We start from the raw sequence: 19,429 nt of genomic DNA, 5'->3' as shown, positions 1-19,429 counted from the left end.
CCGTTCCGGGCCGGTGGGGCCCGTTGGAGAGGAGACCCTCCGCATGATCTTCTTGGGACTGATCGTCGCGCTCGCCGCCGTCGCGGTCGGGGTGGCCGTGGTGCTGGACAACGGCGGCGCCGCCGAGATGGCCGTGTTCGGGAACGACGTGCCGGGGGTCACGGCGCAGTGGCATGTCTTCATGGCCGGTGCGGTGGTCGCCATCGTGTTCATGGCGGGCGTGATGGTCGCGATGCTGGGCTTCCGGCGCGCGATGAACATGCGGCGGGAACTGAGGGATCTGCGGGACGAGCACGAGGAGTCGCTGCAGACGCTGGAGATCGAGCGGCGCAAGCTCCAGCAGGCCCTGGCCCAGGCGCGCCGGGGCATGGACGACCAGCCGCCCGTCTCCGCGCAGCGCATGGCGCCCAACGCCTAACGCTCTCGGGGGGCTCCGTCCAGGAGGACGGCCAGGAGGTCCAGGGCGCCGCGCTTGTCCAAGGGGTCGTTGCCGTTACCGCACTTGGGCGACTGGATACAGGACGGGCAGCCCGAGTCGCATTCGCAGGACGCGATGGCGTCACGCGTCGCCCGCAGCCAGGACGCCGCGTCGGCGTAGCCGCGTTCCGCGAAGCCCGCGCCGCCTTCGTGGCCGTCGTAGACGAAGACGGTGAGCAGCCCCGTGTCGGGGTGGACGGCCGTGGAGACGCCACCGATGTCCCAGCGGTCGCATGTGGCGAACAGGGGGAGCAGGCCGATCGAGGCGTGTTCGGCGGCGTGGGCGGCGCCCGCCAGGTCGAGGTCGTCCAAGCGTGAGATCTGGTCTTCGGAGAGCGTCCACCAGACGGCGCGCGTGCGGAGGGTGCGGGGCGGCAGGTCCAGGGGCTTCTCGCCGAGCATCTCGCCCGTTTGCAGGCGCCGCATCTGGTAGGCGACGACCTGGCGGGTGACCTCGACGGTTCCGAAGCAGAGCGTGGCCTCGCCCCAGGAGACCGAGCGGAGCCGTTCGACGATGCCGATGTCGGTCACGTCGCGGGCGGTCGTGGAGTAGTCGGGGTCGGCGGCCTCCACGAGCGCGACGCCGTCGTCCAGGTCGAGGGTGTGGACGATGAACGACTCGCCCTGGTGGATGTAGACGGCGCCCTCGTGGACGGTGGTGTGCGCGGAGGCCTCGTCCACGGTGCCGAGCAGGCGTCCGGTGGACAGCTCGACGACCTGGATGGGGGCGCCGCCCGCCCCCCGGATGTCGGCGAGGTCGGCGGCCTTGTCGCGGCGCGTCCAGTACCAGCCCGCGGGACGGTGGCGGAGGAGCCCGCGGCGGACGAGGTCGGGCAGCAGGTCGGCGGTCGCGGGGCCGAACAGCGGGAGGTCGTCCTCGGTCAGCGGCATCTCGGACGCCGCCGCGCACAGGTGGGGTTCGAGGACGTAGGGGTTGTCGGGATCGAGGACGGTGGCCTCGACCGGCGTCCCGAAGATCGCCTCCGGATGGTGGACGAGGAACGTGTCGAGCGGGTCGTCCCGCGCCACGAGGACCGACAGGGCGGCCTGCCCGGAACGTCCGGCACGTCCCGCCTGCTGCCAGAGGGACGCGCGCGTCCCCGGCCACCCGCACACGAGGACGGCGTCGAGCCCGGAGACGTCGACGCCCAGCTCCAGGGCGTTCGTGCTCGCCAGGCCGATGATCGAGCGCGAGCGCAGGGCGGCTTCCAGGGCGCGCCGCTCCTCGGGCAGGTAGCCGGCGCGGTAGGCGGCGACCTGTTCCGCCAAGTCAGGCGCTGCCTCGTGCAGTGCGCGCTTGGCGCTGAGGGCCACCGACTCCGCACCGCGCCGTGACCGGACGAACGCGAGCGTCTGAACGCCCTCGACGACCAGGTCGGCCAAGAGGTCGCCTGCCTCGGCCGTGGCGGTACGGCGTACAGGGGCGCCGCGCTCACCGCGCAGGTCGGTCAACGGCGGTTCCCACAGCGCGAACGTGGCGGGGCCGCGTGGCGAGGCGTCGTCGTCGACCGCGACCACGTCCAGCCCGGTGAGGCGGGACGCGGCGATCGCGGGGGAGGACGCCGTCGCGGAAGCGAGGATGAACGTGGGGGACGAGCGGTAGCGCGCGCAGAGCCGGCGCAGGCGGCGCAGGACGTGCGCGACATGGGACCCGAATACGCCGCGATACCCGTGCGCCTCGTCGATGACCACATACCGGAGGCGGCGGAGGAACGACGACCAGCGCGTATGCCCGGGCAGGATCGACCTGTGCAGCATGTCGGGGTTGGTCAGCACGTAGTTGGCGTGCTGCCGGACCCACGTCCGCTCGTCGTGCGGAGTGTCGCCGTCGTAGGTGGCGGCCCGGACGCGCGTGAGACAGAGGGAGCGGAGCGCGCGCAGCTGGTCGGCCGCGAGGGCCTTCGTCGGCGAGAGGTAGAGGACCGTCCCCTCGCGGTGGGCGTCCTCGTCGCCCGCGTAGATCGCCTCGACGGCCGGCAGCAGGTAGGCCAGCGATTTTCCGGACGCGGTGCCTGTGGCGATGATCACAGACCGGCCGGCGCGGGCGTGCTCGGCCGCCGCGGCCTGGTGCTCCCACGGGGCGTCGATGCCGGCCGCGGCCAGCCGGTCCAGCAGGAGCGGGTGAGCCCAGGACGGCCAGCTTGCGTGGCGGCCCTGACGTGCGGGAACGCTCTCCACATGGGTGATGCGATCGCGCCGCGCAGGGTCGGCGAGCAGCCGGTCCAGGGGAGTTGAAGATCTTTGGGCGCCCATCAGGTTTTCAGTTTGCCAGCCTGGGCAAAACAACGGGAACGCCCCGGCGACGGAGGGCTGTTACCCCCTGCCCTGGCCCTGAGATCAGCAGGTCAGACGGGATGGCGCGAACTTTCGCCCGTGTGGGCGATTACCTGCGTGCACGGCGCCGGAGCGTGGTTGAATCACGGCGAAGTCTCGGTGGACGCCGCCGCTCGGGCGGTCCGGACGCCGGGATCGGATAGTGCTGCACGGCGCGTGGAGGATCTGTGGACCTGAAGGTGAACGACTACACCACCGACGATGGCCTCACCGTCATCAACGTGGAGGGCGAGATCGACGTCTACACGGCGCCGAAGCTTCGCGAGAAGCTCATCGACCTGGTCAACAAGGGCAAGTTCCACCTGCTCGTGGACATGGAGAAGGTGGAGTTCCTCGACTCCACCGGGCTCGGCGTCCTCGTCGGCGGGCTGAAGCGGGTGCGCGCCCACGACGGCTCGCTGGAGCTGGTGTGCACCCAGGAGCGCATCCTCAAGATCTTCCGGATCACGGGGCTGACCAAGGTCTTCGGCATCCACGACTCGATCGCCGAGGCCGAGGAGAAGCGCAAGGGCGCCAAGTAGGCGGCCCGCGGCTGAGATGTCGACCGTTGAACTGTCCTTCAGCGCGCTCCCCGTCCACGTCCGGACGGCCCGGCTGATCGTGACCGCCGTCGCCCGCCGCAGCGGAGTCGCCGAACCCCTGCTGGACGAGGTGCGGCTCGCGGTCGGGGAGGCGTGCTCGCGTGCCGTGGAGGCGCACCGGCGGCACTGCCCGGACGAGCCCGTCCGCCTGGAGCTGAGCGGCGCCGACCGCCGCTTCGAGGTCACCGTCAGCGACACCGTGCCCGGTGACGAGACGGCGGGGGGCCTGTCGGCCGCCCCGTCCGCGGACGAGCTCGAGTACGGGCTCGGAGAGGGCACCGCCGAACTGGGCCTGGCCGTGATCGCCGGGCTCGCCGACGACGTGGAGATCGCCGCCACGCCCAAGGGCGTGCAGATCCGGATGAGCTGGCCGGCCGAAGCCGAGGCGACCATCTGACGCGCCCCGTCCTCGCTCGCGGCCGAAGGCCCCGCCACCCCGGCGGGGCCTTCGCCGTGTCCGGCCCCGGGACCGCCTCCGGCGACCCCCCGGGTCGAGCCCGGGCCGACCCAGGACGGCCCCGGCGACGGCTCCAGGACGGCCTCCGGCGACCCCCGGGTCGGCTCCAGGACGGCCTCCGGCAACCCCCGGGTCGGCCCCAGGACGGTCCGGGCGACGGCGGCCCCGGCGACCGCCCCGCGACGCTCCCGGGGTGGGGCCGGTGGGGCGTGTGGTGCCTGTGGTGTGAGATTCTCTCGTGATCAACCCAAGATCGTCCCGATTTGGGTCTGGACATAATCCGTGTTAATGCCTAGCTTGAATGGGGACGCCGGTGGAGACGCCGAAGCGCCATAGCTCCCTGCGCCTGTCAAGGTAACGGCTGGGTAATAGTGAGCTGGCCCGGGTTGACCTGGGCCGATGGCCGTTGATCAGGCTAATAGGTCAATTTCCGGCGTATCGCGGATTGCATTTCGGCGACATCTTCATCAGGGGTGTCGCGGCCTTAACAATCGCCTTGTACGTGCGTAGACTCCCCGCACCCGCGTTGCCGTGCGAGGCGTTCGAAATCATGACTCGCGGGGTACGCGGTAAAGATCGTCTTTTGGGCGATCGAGACGCAATGCCCCTGTCGAGGAGGACGGATGTCCGGGTTTTCCCTGTCAAGCCCGGCCAGCGCAGAAGTGGATCTCGGCGGCGGCGACCTCTCCCTGGTCGTCGTCGTCGCCGTGATCGCGCTGCTCGCACTGGCCGTCGCCGCGGGTCTCGTGCGCGATGTCCTGGCCGCTGGCCAGGGCACCGACAAGATGCAGGAGATCGCGCGAGCGGTACAGGTAGGTGCGAGCGCCTATCTGAAACGCCAGTTCCGAACGGTCGCGGTCTTCGTCGTCCTGATCCCGCTCGTTCTGCTGCTCCTGCCGGCCGACTCCACGGGTGAGCGGATCGGCCGGTCCGTCTTCTTCGTCATCGGCGCGCTGTTCTCCGCCGTCACCGGCTTCACCGGCATGTGGCTGGCCGTCCGGGGCAACGTCCGGGTCGCCGCCGCCGCGCGCGAGCAGGGCGGCGAGAAGACGGCGATGCGCATCGCCTTCCGCACCGGCGGCGTCGCCGGCATGTTCACCGTCGGCCTCGGCCTGTTCGGCGCCGCGGTCGTCGTCCTGGCCTACCAGGGCGAGGCGCCGAAGGTGCTGGAGGGCTTCGGCTTCGGCGCCGCGCTGCTCGCCATGTTCATGCGTGTCGGCGGCGGCATCTTCACCAAGGCCGCCGACGTCGGCGCCGACCTCGTCGGCAAGGTCGAGCAGGGCATCCCCGAGGACGACCCGCGCAACGCGGCGACGATCGCCGACAACGTGGGCGACAACGTGGGCGACTGCGCCGGCATGGCCGCCGACCTGTTCGAGTCGTACGCGGTCACGCTCGTCGCGGCGCTGATCCTCGGCACCGCGGCGTTCGGCAACGAGGGCCTGGTGTTCCCGCTGATCGTGCCGATGATCGGCGTGATCACCGCGGTGATCGGCATCTTCGCGGTGGCCCCCCGCACCGGCGACCGCTCCGGGATGACGGCGATCAACCGGGGCTTCTTCATCTCCGCGGGGATCTCGGCGGTCCTCGTCGCGATCGCCGCGTTCACCTACCTGCCCTCGTCGTTCGCCGACCTGAGCAACGTCACCGACGCCGAGATCCGCGGCCTGGACGCCGACCCGCGCTGGGTCGCGCTCGGCTCGGTCCTCATCGGCATCGTGCTGGCCAGCGCCATCCAGCTGCTCACCGGCTACTTCACCGAGACCAACCGCAGGCCGGTCAAGGAGGTCACCGGCAGCGCCCGGACCGGCCCCGCGACCGTCATCCTGTCCGGCATCTCGCTCGGACTGGAGTCGGCCGTCTACACCGCGCTCGTCATCGGCGGCGCCGTGTACGGGGCGTTCCTGCTCGGCTTCGGCAACACCACCGTCGCGCTGTTCGCGGTGGCGATGGCCGGCACCGGGCTGCTCACCACGGTCGGCGTGATCGTCTCGATGGACACGTTCGGCCCCGTCTCCGACAACGCCCAGGGCATCGCCGAGATGTCCGGGGACGTCCAGGGCGAGGCCGCGTCCGTCCTGGAGCGGCTGGACGCGGTCGGCAACACCACCAAGGCGATCACCAAGGGGATCGCGATCGCGACGGCGGTGCTCGCCGCGACCGCGCTGTTCGGCTCCTTCCGCACGACGGTGATCGCCGCGCTGAGCGACGCGTCGCAGAGCGCCAAGGACGCGATCGGCGACGAGTTCCTCGCGTTCAACCTGTCGATCGCGAGCCCGAACGTGCTGATCGGCCTGATCGTCGGCGCGGCCGTGGTGTTCCTGTTCTCCGGTCTGGCGATCATGGCCGTCGGCCGGGCCGCCGGCCGGGTCGTGGTCGAGGTGCGCGAGCAGTTCCGCACCAAGCCCGGGATCATGGACTACACCGAGAAGCCCGACTACGACCGGGTCGTGGACATCTGCACCCGGGACGCGCAGCGCGAGCTCGCCACCCCCGGCCTGCTGGCCATCATGACGCCGATCGCGGTCGGCTTCGCCCTCGGGTACGCGCCGCTCGGCGCCTTCCTGGGCGGCGCCATCGCGGCGGGCGTGCTGATGGCGGTGTTCCTGTCCAACTCCGGCGGGGCCTGGGACAACGCCAAGAAGCTCGTCGAGGAGGGCCACCTCGGCGGCAAGGGCAGCGAGGCGCACGAGGCGACCGTCATCGGCGACACCGTCGGCGACCCGTTCAAGGACACCGCCGGCCCCGCGATCAACCCGCTGATCAAGGTGATGAACCTGGTCGCGCTGCTGATCGCGGACGCGGTGGTCACCTACGCGGGCAACACCCTGCTGCGCGTCGTGGTGACCGTGCTGTCCGTCGCGGTCATCGTCGCGGCCATCGTGATCTCCAAGCGGCGCGCCGACCCGATCGGCGAGCCGCCCGCGGAGCCCGCCGTCGAGGGCGGCTCCCCGGAGGCGACGGAGAGCGGCGAGGCCAAGGGCGGCGCCATCGAGGAGGGCCCCGAGGAGGCCATAGTGGGCGCCGAAGGTGCCGCGGGGGGCGTGGGGGGTCGTCCCCCCTCGAAGGGCGCAGTGGGCGCCGAGGGTGCCGAGTCGGGCAGCGAGGAGCCGTCCGGCAAGTCCTGACCGCTTGAGGCAGAGGGGCCGGTGGCGACGCGCCACCGGCCCCTTCCGCGTTCCCCGGGGCCGTGTCTGGACCACCCGGCACCGGTCGTACGCTGTACGCGAGGGCTCGGACGTCCCGCGCCCGGACCCAGATTTCAGGAGGCGGCCTTGGCGAGCAGCGGCAGCGGGAAGCCGGGCATGTCGGGGCCCAAGGGGTTCGCCGTCGTGATCGGCGGGATGCTTCTCGTCATGCTCGTGCTCTGGGGCATCGCGGCGCTGGTCGCGCCGTAGGGTGGCGGCCATGCCGACGCTCATCGTGCTCCGCCACGCCAAGGCCGTCGCCGGCCTCGGCACGTCCGACATCGACCGGACCCTCAACGACCGCGGGCGGCGCGACGCCGCCGCCACCGGCGACTGGCTGCGCGCCGGCGACCTCGTCCCCGACCACGTCCTGTGCTCCACGGCGGCGCGGACGCGCGAGACCCTGGACCTGCTGTCGCTCGACGCCGCCGTGAGCTTCGAGGCCGGGATCTACGGCAACGACCCCGACCACCTCCTCTCCCTCGTCTCCGAGGCGCCGGAGGACGCCGGGCGGGTGCTGCTCGTGGGGCACAACCCGTCGGTGCACCAGCTCGTCCACGACCTGACCGGGCAGGCCCCCGACTCCTTCCCCACCTGCGCGCTCGCCGTGATCGACCTGCCGGGGGCGTGGACGGACGCGCGGCCCGGCGCCGGTACGCTCCGCACCGTCCACACCCCGAAGGGCTGACTCAGGAACGCGGCTCGGCGGCCTCCAGCGCCGTGTCGATGACCGTGGCCGCGTCCCGGCGCAGCGCCCGGATCGTGTGGCGGGTGCCGGACACCTGGAGGAGGGCGTGCCGCAGCGGGGTGGGCTCGTCCCGCCCGACACCGGCCTTGATCTCGGCGCGCCGCCGCCGCGTCAGCGTGGACAGGTGCGCGTCGAGGTCGGCGAGCTCCTCGCTGAGCTCCTCGGCCGGCGTGCCGGCCTCCGGGTCGAGGTCCGCCGGCTCCTCCAGGAGCCCGGCGGCCTCCTCCAGCTGGTCGGCGACCCGGTCGAGGATCTCGGGGATCGGGCCGGTGTCCACGGCCTTCTCGCGGGCGAGCCGCGCCACCGCGATCAGGTGGTCGCGGCTGCGGTGCGCGGCGTCCACGGTCCGGCGCAGCAGGGCGATCAGCTCGGTGTCGGGCAGCCGCTCCTGGCCGAGCCGCGTCCGGGTCTCGGCGACCGCCTCCGCCGCCCGTTCCGCCGCCACGATCGTCTCGTGCGGCAGCCGGACGCGCTCCCCGGCGAGGACGTCCGCCGTGGCGCGGATGAGGCCGGCGTGCGTCCGCAGCAGCCGTTCGAGCTGGACGGGGAGCCGCTCCAGGTGCCCCGCGGGCCACAGCAGCCGGACGGCGAGGTAGGCCATCAGCGTCCCCGCGAACGTCAGCCCGATCCGCTCCCCGGCGGTGCGCCAGTCGGCGGGCGTGGAGAAGTCGAGCAGCAGCATCGCCAGCGGAGTCCCGAACAGCGCCCAGTAGGAGTAGTTCACCGGCTTCATCGCGAACCCGGCGACGGCGAAGCAGAGGACGGTCAGCGCGATCGTGATCTCCCCGGGCGCCAGGGTGAGGATCACCGCCGCCACGACGGACCCGGCCGCCGTCCCGCCCACCCGCTGGACGAGCCGCTCGACCGTCTCGCCGTAGGTGGCGCGCAGGCTCAGCATCGCGGTGATCGTCATCCAGTGCCCGTGCGGGATCTCGAACGCGGCGGCCAGCGCCATCGACACCAGCGCCGTCACGAACACCCGCGACACCTGCCGGAACCTCGGGGACCGCGTCCGGACGGCGCGGCGCAGCCGGTCCCATGCCGGCGTCGGATCGAGCGTGTCGGGCATGCGCGGCGCGCCGAGCCCGATGCGCAGCCCGCCCGCGACGACGCGGCGCGCGGACGCGACCTCGCCGGCGATGCGGTCGATGGAGCGGCGCACCTGGCCGATCAGCGCGACCGCGACGAGGTCCTCGTCGCCGGCGAGCCCGGCGCGCCTGATCTGCTCGGCGGCGCGCCCCATCCGCCGGACGGCGGCGGACTCCTCCCGGCCGAGCGGCGCCTCGCCCGCCGTCGCGATCGCGCCGGCGAGCAGCCGCAGCCGCGCCGCGAGCGCCGAGATCGCCGTCTGCGTCTCCAGCCGCCACTCGCGGTCCGGCGGGTAGTTCTTCGCCGCCTCCAGGACGGCCTGCAGCGTCACCGTCTCGTGCAGGACGCGGCCGAGGGCGTCGATGAGCCGCTCGGGCCGCGTGGGGTCCCCGTCCCCGCGTCCGGACCGGTACAGCGCGTAGGTGGAGCGCGCCGCCGTCAGCGCCTCCGACGCGGCCCGGCGCTTGGCCTCCCAGTCCGGGATCCGGGTGACGGCCAGCAGGTCGGGGTTCGTCAGCTCGACCGCGTCGAGCGGCGCCGCGTCGGGCGCCCCCACGTCCTCCGCGACGGCGTCCAGCGCCTCCGCGACCGCGTCGGAGGCCTCGCTCAGCGCCTCCCGCAGCGGCAGCAGCCGCCGCGCCGGGTACGGCGCCAGCAGCAGCAGCGCGGTGAGCAGCCCGCCGGCCAGCTCCAGCAGGCCGACGTTCAGGACGTCCGCGGACTCCGGCCGGACGGCGCTCAGCAGCACCGCGAGGCTCGCCGTCGCCCCGATCCGCGGCACCGCCACCCCGAGCGCGACCAGCGGCGGCACCACGAGCACGGTCGGCCACAGGTGCTCGCTGAGCAGCCCGCCCACCCCCGCGCCGACCGACACGATCAGCACCCCTGCGGCCAGGTTCCGAGCCTGCGCCCCGTAGGGCCCCTCGGGCGCCCGCAGGGCGACGAGATAGGCCCCGAGCGCGACCATCGACCCCTGCGCCGGATGCTCGTTCACCGCCCCCACGAGCAGGGGCGCGGCCATGGCCACAGCGGCGGCCACCCCGTACATGGGCGCCACCTGCCCATGGGCTCGGGCCAGGGTCTCCCGAACCCGCGCATAAGCCCCCACCGGCCGCCGCAACATGATCCAGATCTACCCGAACCCCCCTTCCCTCCGAACCTCACCCGCCTCGTGGCGGAGGTTCGATTCGCGCTCTCTTGGAGTCCGAACATCAGCCGGGGGCACGGGCAGGCGCGTGGAGCGAGCGCAGCGAGCGGAGGGCGCATGCCCGTCGACGCAGGCGACCGCAGCGACGCCGCGCACGTCAGTACAGGCACGACAGACCGCAACCGTGGCGTGAGGATCGCCTGCGTCGTGACGGGGGGTTCCAGGGGGGTCGCTACCCCTGGGAATCTAGAGCGTCTGCGGCCTCTACCTCTTCTCGGGAGATGCCCAGGAGGAAGACGATGGTGTCGAGGTAGGGGACGTTGACGGCGGTGTCGGCGGCCTGGCGGACGACCGGTTTGGCGTTGTAGGCGATGCCGAGGCCGGCGGCCTGGAGCATGTCGAGGTCGTTGGCGCCGTCGCCGATCGCGACCGTCTGGCTGACCGGGATGCCGGCCTCGCGGGCGAAGCGCTCCAGGGCGGCGGCCTTGCCGGCGCGGTCGATGACCTGGCCGGTGACGCGGCCGGTGAGCTTGCCGCCGGCGATCTCCAGGGTGTTGGCGGCGGAGTAGTCGATGCCGAGGTCGTCGACGAGGGCGTCGGTGACCTGGGTGAAGCCGCCGCTGACGATCGCGAACTTGTAGTCGAGGCGCTTGAGGGTGCGGACCATGGTGCGGGCGCCGGCGGCCAGCCGCAGCTTGCCGCGGACGTCGTCGATGGCGGAGGCGTCCAGCCCGGCGAGGAGGGCGACCCGCTCGCGGAGGGAGCCCTCGAAGTCCAGCTCGCCGCGCATGGCGGCCTCGGTGACCTTGGCGACCTCGTCCAGGCAGCCGGCGTGCTCGGCGAGCAGCTCGATGACCTCGCCCTGGATGAGGGTGGAGTCGACGTCCATGACGATCAGCCGCTTGGCGCGCCGGTGCAGGCCGCCCTGCTGGACGGCGACGTCGACCTGCTGCTCGGCGGCCTCGACGGCGAGCCCGGCGCGCAGCGCGTCCGGGTCGGCGCCGGAGACGTCCATCTCGATGCAGGTGACGGGGTTCTGCGCGAGCCGCTCGATGCGGTCGATGTTGGCGCCGTGGGCGGAGATCCGGCCGGCGATCCCGGCCATGGCGGCGGGCTTGAGCGGGTTGCCGAGGACGGTGACGTGCAGCCGGCCGCCGGGCCGGTGCGTCCGCTTGTTGCGCCCGGTGGACAGCTCGATCTCCATGTCGAGGTCGTTCGCGACGTGCTCGGCGGCGTTCCACACCCGTCCGATGTCGGCGCCCTCGGTGTAGGCGAGCAGGACGCCGAGGACGAGCCGGCCGCGGATGACGACCTGCTCGACGTCGGCGACCGTCAGCGGGAACTGGGAGAGTGTCCGGAAGAGACGCGACGTCACGCCGGGGCGGTCGCGTCCGGTGAGCGTGATGAGCAGCGTGCGCTGCGCTGACCCGTCCATACGTTCACAACGGTACCGGCCGCGCCGCACGCCTCGTCCGGCAGGTCCGGCATGCGAGACGGGGGGACTAACCGGCCACGATCAGGTTGAGGTCGCCGAACTCGTGCCAGAGGTAGCCCTCGGCCAGGGCGGACTCGTAGGTGGCGGCGAGCAGTTCGCGGCCCGCGATGGCGGTGAGCATCATCAGGTGGGACGACCGGGGCTCGTGCAGGCCGGTGAGGAGCCCGTCCACGGCCCGGACGCCGCTCTCGGGCGTCACGACGTGCTCCGTCCAGCCCGAGGACGGTTGGACGCGTCCAAAGGCGTCTGCGGACGTCTCAAGGGCGCGCACGGCGGTCGTGCCGACGGCGATCACCCGGCGCCCCCGCGAGCGGACGTGCTCGACGAGCGCGGCCGTCGATTCGGGGACCTCGTAGCGTTCGGCGTACGGGGGCTCGTGGGCCTCGGGCGACGCGACGCCCGTGTGGAGGGTGAGCGGGGCGAACAGCACCCCGCGGGAGACCAGGCGCGTCACGAGCTCGGGCGTGAACGGGCGGGCGGCGCTCGGCATCTCCGCGCTGCCCGTCGAGCGGTCGTGCGCGAAGGCCGTCTGGTAGGCGGAGACCGGCCAGTCGCGGCGCACGTACCCGTACCGGATCGGCGTCCCGTATCGCCGCAGGTAGGGGACGACGTCGGTGCTCAGCCGGGCCTGCCAGAGCCGGTCGGACTCCCGGGATCCGGCGGCGTGCCGTCCGACGAGGGTGAGGGTGGCGCCGCCGGGCATCGGGATCCACTCGCCGGGGCAGCCGCCGGAGTACGGGCGGCTGGACTTGCCGGCGAGGCGGCGCAGCTCGACGATCCACAGCCGGTCGTCCGCGCCGGGCACCGGGGTGGAGAAGTGCACGCTGATCCGGTCGAGCCGGACGGCGGCGGGCAGCGTGGCCGAGGTGTTGACGACGAGCAGGTCGCCCGGGTCCAACAGCGCGGGCAGGTCGCGGAACTCGTGGTGGGCGACCTCGCCGGTGGCGCGCCGCCCGACGAGGAGCCGGACGCCGTCGCGGGTCCGGCCGCGCGCTTCGGGCGGCTCGTGCGCCTCCAGGGCCGGGGGCAGGGTGAACTCGACGGTCATTTCCGGACCTCCAGGCGGAGTGCGGCGATCACGCCGAACACGGCGATCGCGGCGAACAGCGCTCCGGCGACGGCGAGCCCGGCGCCGAGCCGGGCCGCGCCGAAGCCGGTGACCAGCGCGCCCGCGACCCCGACCACGAGGGACGAGCCGAGGGTGTCGCTGATCTGCAGCGCGGACGAGTTGACGCCCTGCTCGTCCTCGGGCGACAGGTCGAGGAGCAGGACGGAGAGGCTGCCGATGGAGAAGCCCATCCCGGCGCCGCCGATGATCCAGGCGGGGGCGGTGAGCCAGCCGGAGATCTGGAGGGCGACGGTGGCGAGGACGATCCCGCCCGCGAGGAACACGGCGCCGAGGACGGCGAAGAACTCGCGGGACCGCTCGGAGCGGGCCTGGATCTGGGACGCCGCCGACCAGCCGAGCGCGCCGACCGTCAGGACGATCCCCGCCTGCGTGGCGGTGAAGTGGTGCAGCCGGGTCAAGGCCAAGGGGATGAACACGTCGGTTCCGAAGAACGCGCCGGCCAGCAGGCCGCGCACGAGGACGACGCTCGGCAGCCCGCGGCGCAGCCGGAGCGTCCCGGCGGGCAGCAGGCGCGGCAGGCCGAACGCCAGGCCGGCGAGGCCGATGAGGACCGCGGGCACGATCGTCCAGCCCGTCCCGTCGAGGCCGTACAGGAGGGTCCCGGCCCCCGCGGCGACCAGGGCGGCGGCGAGGTAGCGCGGCCGTCCCGCCACCGGGGAGCCGGTGACCGTCCCGATGCCGCGGAGCACCGGCAGCAGAAGCAGGGTCGGCGGGACCACCAGCGGGATCAGCCCGAGGAACACCCACCGCCAGCCGATGTGCTCGGCCACGGCGCCGCCCGCCGCGGGGCCGATCAGCGACGGCAGCACCCACGCCGCCGACAGCGCCGCGAACACCCGGGACCGCATCTCCTCGGGGTAGACGCGGGCGATCACCACGTACATCGCGACCAGCGCGACGCCCGTGCCGAGGCCCTGGACGGCGCGCCCGGCGACGAACAGCCACATCGACGGCGCCGCGCCCGCGACCACCAGCCCGGCGACGAACGTGCCGAGCCCGATCATCAGCGGCCGGGACGGCCCGGACCGGTCGACCCAGCCGCCCGCCAGCACCGTGGACAGCAGGCTCGTGATCAGGGTGGAGCTGAAGCCCCACGCGTACAGCGACAGGCCGTTCAGGTCGCCCGCGACCAGCGGCATGACGGTGCCGACGGCCATGCTCTCGAACGCCAGCAGCGTCACGACCATGACGATCCCGAGCGTCGCGCCCCGAAGCCCGGACCCCATCACGCTCCGCCCGGCGACCGTCTCCCGTCCGGGCTCCAGGACGGTCGTCATCGCGCGCCCGCCAGGTCCGCCACCCGGTACCGGCCGCTCGGGAGGCGGTCGGCGACGAGCCCGCGGAGCACGGCGGCGGCCTGCTCGGGCGGCGGTGCCGCGTCCGCGTCCTCGCCCGCCGCGCGCAGCATGGCGGTGTTCATCTCGCCCGGGTCCGCCCACCACACGGCGACGCCGGGCTCCTCGGCGGCGAGGACGTTCGACAGCTGCTCCAGCGCCGCCTTGGACGTCCCGTAGCCGCCCCACGCCTCGTAGTTCTCCACGGCCGCGTCCGACGTGATGTTGAGGATCGCGCCCCGCCGCTCCCGCAGGCCCGGCAGCACGGCCTGGATCAGCGCGAGCGGCGCGAGGACGTTCGTCGCGAGCGTGTCCGCCAGGGCGTCGGCGGGGAGCGAGGCGAGCCGCGGCATCGGCGTCGGGCCCAGCGTGCTCGCGTTGTTGACGAGCAGGTCGAGCCCGCCGCCGGCCGCGCGGGCGAGGGCGGCCCGGTGCGCGGGGTCGGTGACGTCCCCCGCGATCGCGGTCGCGCCGGTCTCGTCCGCGACCGCCGCCAGCGCCGCCGCGTCGCGCGCGTCGATGACGAGGTTCCAGCCGTCCTCGGCGAGGCCGCGGGCGAGCGCCCGCCCGAGCCCCCGGGAGGCTCCGGTGATCAGTGCCGTCTTCATGCTCTCGACGCTAGGAACCGGGGCGTTCCGGGACATCGGCCGACGGGCCCCCGGGACCGTCGTCAGATGGTCCTAGGACCGGTGTCCCCTCCCGGGGGACGGCACCGCGCCGGCACGTACTTCCTCCGGCTGATTCGGGAAGACGCGCCCAGAGAGTACGGTCTTCACATGTGAGCACCGCGGGGCGCTCGCAGGGGGAGACCGAGAGGCCGGGATGGAGACCGACGACGCCTGCCGCGGCGACCAGGGCGCGACCCTGCACGCCGTGAGCTCCGCCGTGCTCGCGGTCACCCGGCACCTGTCCGTGCACGAGGTGCTCCAGGTCATCGTCCGGGCGGCGGCGCAGCTGCTGGACGCCAGGTACGCGGCGCTCGGCGTGCCCGACGACGAGGGCTCGTTCGCCGAGTTCGTCGTCGAGGGCGTCTCCGACGAGGACTGGGAGCGCATCGGCCCGCTGCCCCGCCAGCACGGCATGCTCGCCGCGATGCTGCACGGCGACACGCCCAAGCGGCTCGCCGACATCCGCCGGGAGCCCGAGTTCGAGGGGTGGCCGGTCGCGCATCCCGTCCTGAAGGACTTCCTCGGCGTGCCGATCCGCGACGGCGAGGACGTCATCGGCATCATCTTCCTGGCCAACAAGCGGCGTCCGGGCGGCTTCGGCCAGGACGACGAGGACGTGCTCACCCTGTTCGCCGCGCACGCCGCGATCGCCATCACGAACGCCCGCCTCTACGAGCGCAACCGCGAGCTGACGGTCGTCGCCGAACGCAACCGGCTGGCCCGCGAGCTGCACGACGCGGTGGCGCAGAAGCTCTTCTCGCTGCGGCTGACGGCGCGCACCGCGGCCGCGCTGGCCGAGCGCGACCCCGGCCGGACCGTCAAGGAGCTGGAGCAGGTGGAGCGGCTCGCCGCCGAGGCCCTCGCCGAGCTGCGCGCCGTGATCTTCGAGCTGCGTCCGGCCGATCTCGCGGACGGCCTGGTCTCGTCCCTGCGCAAGCACGTCGAGGTGCTGGACCGGGCCTACGAGACGGCCGTGGGCATCACCGCCGACGAGGCCGTCGTCCTGCCGGAGGAACACGAGGCCGTCGCGTTCCGCATCACGCAGGAGGCGCTCTACAACGCGCTGAGACACGCCGGTGCGCGGACCGTCCAGGTGCGTCTCGGCACCGAGCACGACCGTGCGGTGCTGGAGGTCTCCGACGACGGCGCCGGGTTCGACGCGTCCGACACCGATCCGCAGGGCGGGCTCGGGCTTGCCTCCATGCGCGACAGGGCGTACTCGATCGGCGGGGCGCTCACGATCGACGCCGCCCCGGGGAGGGGCACCACCGTCCGGCTGGAGGTGCCCCTGTGAGCCCGCGGCGCGAAGCGATCAAGGTGCTGATCGCCGACGACCACCCGGTCGTCCGGCAGGGGCTGCGCACCTTCCTCGGCATCCAGGACGACATCGAGGTCGTCGGCGAGGCCGAGGACGGGACGTCGGCCGTGACACTGGCCGAATCCCTGGAGCCCGATATCGTGCTCATGGACCTCAAGATGCCCGGCGCCGACGGCCTCACCGCGCTGACGGAGCTGCGGGCTCGTGGGGTGCAGGCACGGGTTCTGGTCCTGACCAGCGTGACGGAGCGCGGGCACGTGCTGCCGGCCGTACAGGCGGGTGCGGCCGGGTACCTGTACAAGGACGTCGACCCGCAGGCGCTCGTCCAGGCGATCCGGGCGGTCCACGACGGGCACGTGCTGTTCGCGCCCGACGCGGCCGAGGCGATGCTGCGGGACGGGACGGCGGACGGCGGCGGTGGGGACGACCGCGGCCTCGCCGCGCTGACCGAACGGGAACGGGAGGTGCTCGTGCACATCGCGCGGGGCAGGTCCAACCGGGAGATCGCCCGCGCGCTCGTGGTGTCCGAGAAGACGGTCAAGACGCACGTCAGTAATCTGCTCATGAAACTGGGAGTCCAGGATCGGACGCAGGCGGCGCTGTACGCGGTCCGGCACGGTGTCGGAACGTCCGGCGCGGCCGGGGAAACCGGGGAGACCACCGCCCGCGGCTGATACAACTCCTCTGACAGGATCGTCATCGAAATTGGTATGAACGTAGCAATCAGGTACGCAGCAGGCAGTGACATCGGGTGCAACCGGGAGAACAACGAGGACTCCGGGTACGCCGGTGCACGGTTGATCGCGGTCGCGGACGGCATGGGCGGCTATGCGGGCGGCGAGGTCGCGAGCTCGACCGTGATCGGCTCCTTGCGCTCGCTGGACACCGATGCCCGTGAAGACGATCTTGTCGACATGCTGGGCCGCGCCGTGGCCGAGGCCAACGAGAAGTTGCGCATCGTCCGGGAGGAGCGCCCCGACCTGAGCCGGATGGGCACCACGCTCACCGCCATGCTCTGGTCCGGCGAGTCCGTCGCGCTGGCGCACGTCGGCGACTCGCGCGGCTACCTGCTGCGCGACGGCGAGCTCTTCCAGATGACGCAGGACCACACGATGGACGAGCTGCTCAAGGCGGAGGCCGAGCAGGCGGGCCAGACCGCCGACCCGGCCGAGACGTCGCGGCTGTCGCACGTCCTGTACCGGGTGCTGGACGGCCGCGACGACCGCGAGCCCGACCTGCGCCTGCGCGAGGCCCGCCTCGGCGACCGCTACCTGCTGTGCTCGGACGGCCTGAGCGGCCCGGTCGACGCGCAGCAGATCTACGAGGTGGTGTCCGCCGAGGCCGACCCGCAGCGGGCCGTCGACCGGTTGATCGAGCTGGCCCGGGAGAACGGCGGACCGGACAACATCACCGCGGTCATCGCCGACGTCGTCGAGGCGGAGCACTTCACCGGCGCCGAGGGTCCCATGGTCGTCGGTGCCGCCGCGCAGAGCTGACCCCCGCGGATCCGGCGTCACGCGGTCCCTGCTCTCGCGTGAACGCCGCCGGCACGGCGGGATCCGGCCGATTCATTCATACTCGTCCCGCTAAAGAGTGCGCACGTAGCTGCCGTTTTGTCCTACTCTTACCCCGAGGTGGTGTCGCCCTGCGCCGCGTAACGGTCCGGTAGCGGATCGTTGCCCGCGCTTGACCCGCCTCAGGGTGCACCCGGTATACGGGTCACTCACCTGTACGTACTGAGGCGGAGGATTCGTTGGGGGGAGCGCCCGGGACGGCGCCCGCCGGTACACCGGAAGGTGTGCTCGGGGGGATCGTCAGCCGGACCCTCACCGCAGCGCGGCACGGACCCCTGGGTGTCGTGCTGCGCGTCGCGGCGATGGCCACCGCGGCCATCGGCGCGGCTTGGATCCACCGCGTGAACGACCCCGGTGTGCTCTGTCCCCTGAGGGCATTCACCGGAATCCCGTGTCCCATGTGCGGGGGCACGACCGTGTTCATCGAGTTCGGCTCGGGGCGTCCCGCCCAGGCCGTCCTCGCGAACCCGGTCGCGCTCGCCGGCGCCGTCGTCGTCGCCGCCGCACCGCTGGGCCTGGGAGGCCGGTGGTGGGCACTCCAGCCGAAGACCCGTGCCTGGATGCTCGGCACCGCCCTCGCGGGGGCGGAGCTGTGGCAGCTCGTCCGGTTCGGTGTTCTGCGCGTTTGAGCCGCGGTCGATCCTCGGTCAGACTTGCGGAGCCCACCGGGTCCGGCGGGCGTCACATAACCACAGGGTCAATCAATAAGGAGCAAGTGTGGGTAACCCCTACGACCCGTACGGTCAGCAGCCGGGCTACGGGCAGCAACAGCCCGGGTACGGCCAGCAGCCTCCGGCCCAGCCCGGCTACGGTCAGCAGCCCCCGGCCCAGCCGGGCTACGGTCAGCCCCCGGCGCAGCCCGGGTACGGTCAGCCCCCGGCGCAGCCGGGCTACGGCCAGCCCCCGGCCGCCCAGCCGGGGTACGGCCAGCAGCCTCCCGCCCAGCCCGGCTACGGCGCACCCGCCCAGCCGGGGTACCAGGAGGTCCACCACCACCACTACGGCTCGACCGGCCAGCTGGCCGAGTGGGGCTCGCGTGCGGGCGGCTACATCATCGACTACCTGATCTTCGCCGGTCCGGTGTTCGTGCTGTACATCCTGATGATCATCCTGTCCAGCTCCGGCAGCGGCGGCGCGGCCCTGTTCGGCCTGCTGCTCATGCTGATCGGCGCCGCCATCTCCATCGCGGGCGGCCTCTGGATCTGCTACCAGGAGGGCACCACCGGCCAGTCCATCGGCAAGCGCCAGATGGGCATCCGCCTCGTCAGCGCCCAGACCGGCCAGCCGATCGGCTTCGGCATGGCGTTCGTCCGCAAGATCGCGCACGTCGCGGACAGCTTCGCCTGCTACATCGGCTTCCTCTGGCCGCTGTGGGACGACCGCAAGCAGACCTTCGCCGACAAGATCTGCAACACCCTCGTGGTCCGCGCCTGACCACACCTGCAAAAACGGGGCGCCCCCACCGGGGCGCCCCGTTTCGCTTTACAGGGAGGGTGCTCCGCTCCAGGTACCGGGTCGGGTCATTGTGGGGGAGAACCCCCACGCCCCCCCGGAGGGGTTCGACCCGGTACCTTCCGCTCCGCTAGCTGTACTCGGTCATGATCTTGGTGACAGTCGGGTGATGGGCGGCTTGCCGCCCAGGGCTGAGTGGGGGCGTGCGGTGTTGTAGTGCTCCAGCCAGGGTCCGAGTGCTTGTGTGCGCTGGTCGTTGCTGGTGTAGGGGCGTCGGTAGGCCCATTCGGTGGCCAGGGTGCGGTTGAGGCGTTCGGCCTTGCCGTTGGTCCATGGGCAGCGGGGGCGGGTGAACTTCTGCCGGGCGCCCAGTTCGGTGCAGGCCTGCTGGAAGGCGGCCGAGACTCGGTAGTTGCGGGCGTTGTCGGTCAGGACCCG

18 protein-coding genes are annotated in these 19,429 nt (G+C 72.8%); 11 read left to right on the top strand and 7 right to left on the bottom strand.

Annotated features, from left to right (window positions below; translation table 11 throughout):
* Positions 1 to 43 precede the first annotated feature (43 nt).
* Positions 44 to 418, top strand: coding sequence for a hypothetical protein (locus BM339_RS39900; RefSeq protein WP_021597908.1), 375 nt, complete (start codon positions 44 to 46; stop codon positions 416 to 418).
* Here BM339_RS39900 and BM339_RS39895 read toward each other — a convergent pair.
* Entirely contained in the window at positions 415 to 2,730 is a 2,316-nt protein-coding gene (locus tag BM339_RS39895) for a DEAD/DEAH box helicase (protein WP_083598431.1), read from the bottom strand. The two genes, BM339_RS39900 and BM339_RS39895, sit on opposite strands and share 4 nt — an antisense overlap.
* Positions 2,731 to 2,978: 248 nt before the next feature.
* Between BM339_RS39895 and BM339_RS39890 the strand changes: the two genes are divergently transcribed.
* The 5 genes from BM339_RS39890 (at position 2,979) to BM339_RS39875 (ending at position 7,725) form a co-directional block, all read left to right on the top strand.
* On the top strand, positions 2,979 to 3,332 hold the full coding sequence (locus BM339_RS39890) for an STAS domain-containing protein (RefSeq protein ID WP_021597910.1): 354 nt from the start codon (positions 2,979 to 2,981) through the stop codon (positions 3,330 to 3,332).
* A 16-nt stretch (positions 3,333 to 3,348) separates the two neighbouring features.
* Positions 3,349 to 3,789 (top strand): ATP-binding protein, encoded by a 441-nt coding sequence (locus tag BM339_RS39885; protein ID WP_021597911.1) that lies wholly within the window; start codon positions 3,349 to 3,351, stop codon positions 3,787 to 3,789.
* Positions 3,790 to 4,472: 683 nt separating this feature from the next.
* Positions 4,473 to 6,977, top strand: coding sequence for a sodium-translocating pyrophosphatase (locus tag BM339_RS39880; RefSeq protein WP_083598430.1), 2,505 nt, complete (start codon positions 4,473 to 4,475; stop codon positions 6,975 to 6,977).
* Between the two features lie 147 nt (positions 6,978 to 7,124).
* Complete coding sequence (locus tag BM339_RS51995; protein WP_255270371.1) at positions 7,125 to 7,247, top strand: hypothetical protein; 123 nt, start codon at positions 7,125 to 7,127, stop codon at positions 7,245 to 7,247.
* Positions 7,248 to 7,257: 10 nt separating this feature from the next.
* A complete protein-coding gene (locus tag BM339_RS39875; RefSeq protein ID WP_083598429.1) occupies positions 7,258 to 7,725 on the top strand; it encodes a SixA phosphatase family protein in 468 nt (155 codons plus the stop codon).
* Position 7,726: 1 nt separating this feature from the next.
* On the opposite strand, the gene BM339_RS39870 is transcribed toward BM339_RS39875, so the two are convergent.
* From BM339_RS39870 to BM339_RS39850, 5 genes are all read right to left on the bottom strand, one after another.
* Positions 7,727 to 9,922, bottom strand: a complete 2,196-nt coding sequence (locus BM339_RS39870; protein ID WP_075024228.1) for an FUSC family protein — start codon at positions 9,920 to 9,922, stop codon at positions 7,727 to 7,729.
* Between the two features lie 331 nt (positions 9,923 to 10,253).
* Positions 10,254 to 11,456 (bottom strand): phosphoserine phosphatase SerB, encoded by a 1,203-nt coding sequence (gene serB / locus BM339_RS39865; protein WP_075024227.1) that lies wholly within the window; start codon positions 11,454 to 11,456, stop codon positions 10,254 to 10,256.
* Positions 11,457 to 11,523: 67 nt separating this feature from the next.
* Positions 11,524 to 12,564 carry an S-adenosylmethionine:tRNA ribosyltransferase-isomerase gene (locus BM339_RS39860; RefSeq protein ID WP_075024226.1) on the bottom strand — a complete coding sequence of 347 codons (1,041 nt, stop codon included), beginning with the start codon at positions 12,562 to 12,564 and terminating at the stop codon, positions 11,524 to 11,526.
* Entirely contained in the window at positions 12,561 to 13,922 is a 1,362-nt protein-coding gene (locus tag BM339_RS39855; protein ID WP_075024225.1) for an MFS transporter, read from the bottom strand. The genes BM339_RS39860 and BM339_RS39855 overlap by 4 nt, the downstream gene beginning before the upstream one ends.
* Positions 13,919 to 14,587, bottom strand: coding sequence for an SDR family NAD(P)-dependent oxidoreductase (locus BM339_RS39850; protein WP_075024224.1), 669 nt, complete (start codon positions 14,585 to 14,587; stop codon positions 13,919 to 13,921). The genes BM339_RS39855 and BM339_RS39850 overlap by 4 nt, the downstream gene beginning before the upstream one ends.
* A 214-nt stretch (positions 14,588 to 14,801) precedes the next feature.
* Between BM339_RS39850 and BM339_RS39845 the strand changes: the two genes are divergently transcribed.
* The 5 genes from BM339_RS39845 to BM339_RS39825 all read left to right on the top strand — a co-directional run bounded on the left by BM339_RS39845 (position 14,802) and on the right by BM339_RS39825 (position 18,973).
* On the top strand, positions 14,802 to 15,941 hold the full coding sequence (locus BM339_RS39845) for a GAF domain-containing sensor histidine kinase (RefSeq protein ID WP_021593308.1): 1,140 nt from the start codon (positions 14,802 to 14,804) through the stop codon (positions 15,939 to 15,941).
* Complete coding sequence (locus BM339_RS39840; protein WP_021593309.1) at positions 15,938 to 16,639, top strand: response regulator; 702 nt, start codon at positions 15,938 to 15,940, stop codon at positions 16,637 to 16,639. The genes BM339_RS39845 and BM339_RS39840 overlap by 4 nt, the downstream gene beginning before the upstream one ends.
* Positions 16,640 to 16,675: 36 nt before the next feature.
* Positions 16,676 to 17,461, top strand: coding sequence for a PP2C family protein-serine/threonine phosphatase (locus BM339_RS39835; protein WP_024934465.1), 786 nt, complete (start codon positions 16,676 to 16,678; stop codon positions 17,459 to 17,461).
* A gap of 380 nt (positions 17,462 to 17,841) precedes the next feature.
* Positions 17,842 to 18,168 carry a DUF2752 domain-containing protein gene (locus BM339_RS39830; protein ID WP_052357302.1) on the top strand — a complete coding sequence of 109 codons (327 nt, stop codon included), beginning with the start codon at positions 17,842 to 17,844 and terminating at the stop codon, positions 18,166 to 18,168.
* A gap of 88 nt (positions 18,169 to 18,256) precedes the next feature.
* On the top strand, positions 18,257 to 18,973 hold the full coding sequence (locus BM339_RS39825) for an RDD family protein (RefSeq protein WP_021593312.1): 717 nt from the start codon (positions 18,257 to 18,259) through the stop codon (positions 18,971 to 18,973).
* 162 nt (positions 18,974 to 19,135) lie between these two features.
* Here BM339_RS39825 and BM339_RS39820 read toward each other — a convergent pair.
* The coding region (locus BM339_RS39820) for an integrase core domain-containing protein (protein WP_143118782.1) at positions 19,136 to 19,429 on the bottom strand (294 nt) is incomplete at its 5' end.

This window comes from Actinomadura madurae, assembly GCF_900115095.1.
GTDB classification, from domain to species: Bacteria; Actinomycetota; Actinomycetes; order Streptosporangiales; family Streptosporangiaceae; genus Spirillospora; species Spirillospora madurae.
Note: the sequence above shows the minus strand (reverse complement) of the source record. Positions and strands in the feature narration are given on the sequence as shown.

Bases quoted from the DNA above. Each gene is read 5' to 3' on its own strand.
- BM339_RS39900 (WP_021597908.1), top strand. From the start codon at position 44: ATGATCTTCTTGGGACTGATCGTCGCGCTCGCCGCCGTCGCGGTCGGG.
- BM339_RS39895 (WP_083598431.1), bottom strand. From the start codon at position 2,730: ATGGGCGCCCAAAGATCTTCAACTCCCCTGGACCGGCTGCTCGCCGAC.
- BM339_RS39885 (WP_021597911.1), top strand. From the start codon at position 3,349: ATGTCGACCGTTGAACTGTCCTTCAGCGCGCTCCCCGTCCACGTCCGG.
- BM339_RS39880 (WP_083598430.1), top strand. From the start codon at position 4,473: ATGTCCGGGTTTTCCCTGTCAAGCCCGGCCAGCGCAGAAGTGGATCTC.
- BM339_RS39875 (WP_083598429.1), top strand. From the start codon at position 7,258: ATGCCGACGCTCATCGTGCTCCGCCACGCCAAGGCCGTCGCCGGCCTC.
- BM339_RS39870 (WP_075024228.1), bottom strand. From the start codon at position 9,922: ATGTACGGGGTGGCCGCCGCTGTGGCCATGGCCGCGCCCCTGCTCGTG.
- serB (WP_075024227.1), bottom strand. From the start codon at position 11,456: ATGGACGGGTCAGCGCAGCGCACGCTGCTCATCACGCTCACCGGACGC.
- BM339_RS39860 (WP_075024226.1), bottom strand. From the start codon at position 12,564: ATGACCGTCGAGTTCACCCTGCCCCCGGCCCTGGAGGCGCACGAGCCG.
- BM339_RS39855 (WP_075024225.1), bottom strand. From the start codon at position 13,922: ATGACGACCGTCCTGGAGCCCGGACGGGAGACGGTCGCCGGGCGGAGC.
- BM339_RS39850 (WP_075024224.1), bottom strand. From the start codon at position 14,587: ATGAAGACGGCACTGATCACCGGAGCCTCCCGGGGGCTCGGGCGGGCG.
- BM339_RS39845 (WP_021593308.1), top strand. From the start codon at position 14,802: ATGGAGACCGACGACGCCTGCCGCGGCGACCAGGGCGCGACCCTGCAC.
- BM339_RS39835 (WP_024934465.1), top strand. From the start codon at position 16,676: ATGAACGTAGCAATCAGGTACGCAGCAGGCAGTGACATCGGGTGCAAC.
- BM339_RS39830 (WP_052357302.1), top strand. From the start codon at position 17,842: ATGGCCACCGCGGCCATCGGCGCGGCTTGGATCCACCGCGTGAACGAC.